The organism is Corynebacterium sp. HMSC034B08 (assembly GCF_001835805.1).
Classification (GTDB): Bacteria; Actinomycetota; Actinomycetes; order Mycobacteriales; family Mycobacteriaceae; genus Corynebacterium; species Corynebacterium coyleae.
Map to the genome: position 1 here is coordinate 1 of NZ_KV825895.1, position 6,088 is coordinate 6,088.

Below are 6,088 nucleotides of genomic sequence, written 5' to 3' on the forward strand. Positions count from 1 at the left end.
CAACGGGTTTACCCGTCCACAAAATTTGACACAGGCCACTGCGCAATCAAATGCCCTGTCACTTTAATGACATGTGAATTGGGCAGTGAAGTGGTTTGTCATCCTATTGACACCTTTACTGCGCAACAGGATGACAACGACATTCTGCAGGTCTGTGTGCTGGCATGTTTGCTGTGCAGCACATGCGCCGTCGTACACACCGACGCGCTGCGCAATATCTCCGCCACTTAACCGGCCAATTCGCTGCGCAACGTAGTGACACTTGGCCCCGCTTAGCCGAGATTTCTTCGATTTTCGCCGAATCTCAGCGGTTTCATACCGCAGATGACCGACGACGCCGACGGCGCCCTGTACGGCCCGCAGACGGGCGTGCAGAGCGCATGGTGAGCTGCTAAAGCTCCATACCGCCGTCACGATCACGCTGCTGTTGCTGCTGGCGGCGCTTCTCGATACGCTCGCGCGCACGTTGCTGCGCCCCGCCCTTCTTGCCTGAGGTCTGCGACTGCTTGAACAGCGTGTAGCGCTCAAGCAGCTCCGGGCTGCGATGCAGTTCTTGCACCAGGAACTTCTTGTCCAGATGCTCCAACTGCTGTCCTGACTTCACCGCTTCTTCGATGATGATGGCTGCTTCATCTTCGGCGTCCGTGTGCGCGTTGCGGCGGATCTGATCAGCCTCATCGCGGGCATCCGTGCGCGTTACTGCAGCGTCGCGCGTGGCCTCGTCGCGGATGCTTGTGGCCTCATCTCGTGCTTCGCTGCGGATCGTCTCAGCGTCGCGCTCAGCCTGCTTACGGGCCTCGTCGGCTTGGCGTGTGATCGACTCCGCTTCGCTGCGGGCTGCGGCTGTAATCTCGCCCGCCTTGGCCTGTGCAGTCTCTTCGGCTCGTTCGAGCAGCTCGTCTGCTTGCGCTTCGGCAAGGCCCATGGTCTGCTCGGCTTCTTGCTTGGCCTTCTCGCGCGCGTCACTGCGGATCTGCTCGGCTTCTTGCTCTGCCTTCTCACGTGCCTCGTTGAGCACACGCTCGGCAACAGCGCGAGCCTGTTCTTCGGCGTGCTGCAACACACCTTGCGCTTTTTCGTTGGCAGCTTTTGCCTGTTCAAGTTCTTTTGCTGTTTGCTCGCGGTCACGATCAATTGCGTCCATATCGCGCTGCACGGATCGCTTCTTGACTTCCACATCATCCTCGCGCTTGGCGAGGTCGCGCTCCCGGTCTTGTTGTTCTGCGTAGCGTCCGAGGTTCAACGACTCGTCATGCCGCTCGGAGACTTCCAGTTCCACCGGATAGCCCAGCGAGTGCATGTGTTCGCGCAGGCCCCGTTGCGCGTCGATGAACTTCTGGTTACCCGAGATCTGCTTGCCCTTCTTCGGGCCGGATGTGTACCGCACTGAGGTGTCAGTGTTGTACGCGATGCCGGGGCGGCAACGGAGCTTGTCGGGATCTTCGGGCTTCGGTGAGAACGTATCCGCCTGGAACTGGATGTGTGGCGTTGATTCGTCGAAGTTCATATCACCGCCAGCGACTGCGTCGATACCGCCGGGAATGAAGTTCTCGGCGAGCCAACGCATTGACTCTTCGGGGTACATCATTGCTTCTTCGTAGTCGCGGGCTGCATAGCGCGGACGTTTCACTTCGCGCCCGTCCACCTCACTGGTGTAGTAGTCGGGGATCTCCTTGCACATCGACTTCGGCAGATACACGACGAACAGCGACGTCTCGAAACTGTTCTTCTGCACGCGCACTCCGTCCATCCGAGGCGTCTACGGCCGCCACAGGGCCGTACAGCCGCTGCCACAAAGATGAACCAATCGAGTCGCGGCGCTACACATTTGCATCAACAGCTGCCGCTGGATCTGCTGCGAGCGGGCGCTCGCGAAACACACGTCGCTGGCGGTGTCTGTTACATGCGCTTGCGCGCATATGGCCGCCGCGAACGTGATACGTCTGCACCGATAGTGTGCTTGTAGCACGGGCCGATATGGAGTGTGTTACTCAGCCCGTGTCGTTGACCCCCGCAGCAGCATCAACACCGCCTTGCGGCGGATGGCTCGCTGCGGGATGTTCACCACCCTGCAATGACCGCCTAGCGGCGGTGCCAGAGTGCAGGGTGTGGCTGTGCGCACCACGTTAACGATGTCGGTCTTGCCGTTCGGTTCGACGCCGTGGCACGTTCGCAAGCTCACGTTGCACACGGCGTGCGCGATGACGCGGGAAGACGCCGCAAGCGGCGTTTCCACCCGTCATCGGCCCTTACTTTAAGACCGACATACAACGACTGACGCCGTATGTGGTGCGCACAGCGTGGCGACCTGCAGATTTTGTGTAGGCACCATGTGCGCTTCGCGCATCAACGGGCCGTTTCGGGTAAGGGTCGAAGACCGCATAAAGACCCGAAACACGCAGGTCGCAGCCCCCTTCTGTGTCAAAACCCCTATATGTTTGTCGTTATAGGGGTAGAAGGGGGAAAAGGGCATAAGGGGGTGCGACGCCTCCGCTGCGCTCCGGCGCTCGGCATAGCCGAGGCACTGCACCGGGTATTACTACTCGCTGGCGCTCGCATAACCCGGTGCCCGGCGCTGGCGCGCCGCCCCTCATAGCCCCAGACTCAGACCTCGCTCGCTCGGTCTGGCTGGGTCTACCTTTCCCTCCGCTGCGCTCCGGTCAAGGTGCCCAATAGTGCAGCTGGCGCTGCACCTTGTGTGATGACCCATGCTTTACGTCACGACACTGCCGGCAATCCGATATATCTTGTCGATATACAGTCGGATATGCCAGCATCTGTGTGTCGTGTTTGGGTCATCACGAAACGCTCCATCACGGCAAGCGTGCCGTGATGAACATCAACGTTTCTACCGACGCGGCATGATGCGGCATGCGCCGCATACCATCTGCCGTCGCGGTTGCATCTTCAGCAGCACAGCTGCTGAAATCTGCTCTGTCCACGCTGCTGTCTTTGCTGCACCCACGGCCCCGTCTTCGGCATATTTCAAGTCCACACAAGACTATGCCGGCCAGAACCGCGCATAACAGCAGCGCGACATACCGCCAGCCATGTGGCGGATGATCCAGGCGACGGGGCAGACGTGTATATGCCCCGTCGCCGATACCGGCGCAAGCATCGTGACAGTGTCACGTGTAGCGGTGCCGCAGCCACCCGCACACACGCGAAAACCCCGCCCTTGCGAGCGGGGTGTGTGGCGACATCAAACGTGACGGCTGTACGTCGTCACGCCGCGTGGCCGTACACACATGAGGTGATTGCGTGTACGGCTAAAGGGTTAGTCGGGTACAACTTCTAGATGCCGCTTCGGCTTACTGCCCTCGGTGCTCTCAGGCGTGTCGCCGTCACCGTTCTCAGGTGTATCGCTGTCCCCTTCGGTGCTGGCGGACTTGTCACCGTCCCCTTCGGTGCTGGCGGACTTGTCACCGTCGAGATTCACCTCGAACTCTTCGGCATACTTGCGCAACTGCGCAAGGCGCTCCTTTGTCGCTTTGTGTGCACGGCGCGCCTCGTTCACGGTATCTTTTGCTTGCTGCTCATCGCGCAGCGCTGCTGCGTAATCGTCTCTGAAAGACATGGTTTGTTCTCCTTGGTTGAATGAACTGTTTATTTGGACTCGGGGCACGACGGTGGAGCGCGCGTGTGTAGTAGCACGGCCATCACCCATCAGCCCTCGCACTCAGTTCAAGACCCAGCCTGACTAGCTGAGCTAAGCGGCGGGATCTCGTCGTAGGCGGGTTTGTCCGCATTAGTGCTTCACACCGCCCAGCACCGTGACGAGCTGCTGGCGCTGCTCATCTGTCAGTTGGGGCGCTGCATTCACGACGGCATCGACGAAGCCGTCGAATAGCTGCGGGGCAGGGCGGCGTGCGGCCGCGAGGTAGGCGTCGAGATCGTCTTGGCGAATCCGATAGGCGGTGCCGAAACGGTGGAATGAAAGACGGCCCTCTTTAATAGCTTTTCGCAACGTGGACTCGGAGCCGACGCCGAGATCGGCGAGTTCCTGCAGCGTGTAAAAGCGTGGCGCGACGGCGGTAGTCGTGTCCTTTTCGGACATAGAAAAACGCTCCTGGGCAGATTGATCTGTCCCGGAGCGGGGTGCTTTACCGGCTTGCTATTCAGGCGGCTTGGAGTGCCGTGCTCAACTCGCTAGAACGGTGGTCTGCCGTCCCATCGCTTTACGGGAGCGCTTACTCCCTACCTGACCGCTTTTGTGGTTGGCAATGCCGTTGCCGACCGGTCTATCTCGTCGGAGGAACCGCGCCTATCACGGTCGAGAGGCTGTCTCTTTATGAATTATCCTCGGGGTTATCCCCCGTATGCGGCTGGCTAAACCAAAAACGAATTAAAACGCCACATACGGTCTGGGGGCCATCGTACGGAACTTATGCGTCGCGCACAATAGCCTGCGACCTAATCTTTACGAATCGAACCGAGCACGTTTCTACACGCCACGTGGCACGGCTGGGGTGTTGTGGTGGGGCAGCTGTTGTGTGGCGGCATGGTGACACGCAAGGGGCGCGCCTTTTTGTGACCTGTGACACGTCTATAGTGTGCTCGTTTCGTAGTTTTGACCTCGTTTCGTAATTTGCCGATCAAAATACGAAAAAATTACGAAACGCTCTACCTGCGGTTTCGTAGAACTACGAAAATCGGAAAACCAAATTACGAAACACGCGATAACGCTGTGACCTGCACAGACACGTCACATTTCGGGGATGTTTCGTAATTTTGCGGCATTTCGACCCAAACCTTTTAAGGGAGAGACACAGACACACATTACGGGCACATGTCTACGACATAGACCGTCCTCATTGAGGGCACGCTGCAGGGGTTGTAGCTATGTGACACGGCCGGGATGCTGCGTCACGGTGACACGCAAGGGGCGCGCCTTTTTATGACCTGAGACACGTCTGTAGCGCGCTCGTTTCGTAGTTTTGACCTCGTTTCGTAATTTGCCGATCAAAATACGAAAAAATTACGAAACGCTCTACCTGCGGTTTCGTGATTTCCGCAAACGAAAAGAACAAAACTACGAAACACGCGATAACGCTGTGACCTGCATAGACACGTCACACTTCGGGGATGTTTCGTAATTTTGCGGTATTTCGACCCAAACCTTTTAAGAGAGAGACACAGACACGCATTGCAGGCACATGTCTACGACACAGAGCGTCCTCGTTGAGGGCACGCTGCAGGGGTTGCAGCTATGTGACACGGCCGGGATACTGCCACGCTGCAACACGTCCGTGGCGCGCCGTTGTGTGACACGCAACACAGGTGTTGTGTGTTCGTTTCGTAGTTTTGACCTCGTTTCGTAATTTGCCGATCAAAATACGAAAAAATTACGAAACGCTCTACCTGCGGTTTCGTGATTTCCGCAAACGAAAAGAACAAAACTACGAAACACGCGATAACGCTGTGACCTGCATAGACACGTCACACTTCGGGGATGTTTCGTAATTTTGCGGTATTTCGACCCAAACCTTTTAAGAGAGAGACACAGACACGCATTGCAGGCACATGTCTACGACACAGAGCGTCCTCGTTGAGGGCACGCTGCAGGGGTTGCAGCTATGTGACACGGGACACAATCGCAATCAAGGTGTCTCTTCTTATTTAGATTTTCTTCAAAAAGTGGAAAAATTACGAAACGAAAACCATTTACGCTGCTCAACGTATGTTTTTGTGTTTCGTAGTTTTGTTCGTTTCGTTTACGAGATTACGAAATGACCCGCAAATACCTACCGTGACCTGCGGTGATGTGTTTCGTATTTTTCTGCGTAATTTCACGTCGCCCGAAGCAGACACCCTGCCGTGTGCTTGCTGCAGGGCTGCGGCCGTCCCTCCATGTGGAGCGTCAGTGTCGATGCTGTAACTTAAACGTACATGCATTTGTGGCGCTCTCGTTACGTGTCTGTGCATTGCCGAGCTCTTTACTGTTGTGTGTGGGCGCGCAGCCGTAGTGTCCGTGCCACTCCGAGTAGGGCGCGTCGTACCCCAAACCCATGTTCAATTAAATTCCAATCCAGAGAGGTCTTGCACTGTTGCGGTGCGGTTGTCTTCTTTCTCACCGTATTGGACCCTG

General features: G+C 57.1%; 4 protein-coding genes. 1 reads left to right on the forward strand and 3 read right to left on the reverse strand.

Annotated elements, in window-relative coordinates:
- On the forward strand, nucleotides 1–231 hold a 231-nt coding region (locus HMPREF2656_RS13230), incomplete at its 5' end, for a hypothetical protein (protein WP_210400932.1).
- A gap of 160 nt (nucleotides 232–391) precedes the next feature.
- On the opposite strand, the gene HMPREF2656_RS00265 is transcribed toward HMPREF2656_RS13230, so the two are convergent.
- The 3 genes from HMPREF2656_RS00265 to HMPREF2656_RS00280 all read right to left on the reverse strand — a co-directional run bounded on the left by HMPREF2656_RS00265 (nucleotide 392) and on the right by HMPREF2656_RS00280 (nucleotide 4,057).
- Entirely contained in the window at nucleotides 392–1,735 is a 1,344-nt protein-coding gene (locus tag HMPREF2656_RS00265; RefSeq protein ID WP_231699088.1) for a coiled-coil domain-containing protein, read from the reverse strand.
- Between the two features lie 1,542 nt (nucleotides 1,736–3,277).
- The gene (locus tag HMPREF2656_RS00275) at nucleotides 3,278–3,577 is read right to left on the reverse strand and encodes a hypothetical protein (protein ID WP_024058949.1); all 300 of its coding nucleotides are present in this window, start codon (nucleotides 3,575–3,577) and stop codon (nucleotides 3,278–3,280) included.
- A 171-nt stretch (nucleotides 3,578–3,748) separates the two neighbouring features.
- Entirely contained in the window at nucleotides 3,749–4,057 is a 309-nt protein-coding gene (locus HMPREF2656_RS00280) for a helix-turn-helix domain-containing protein (RefSeq protein WP_024058948.1), read from the reverse strand.
- Between the last annotated feature and the right edge of the window lie 2,031 nt (nucleotides 4,058–6,088).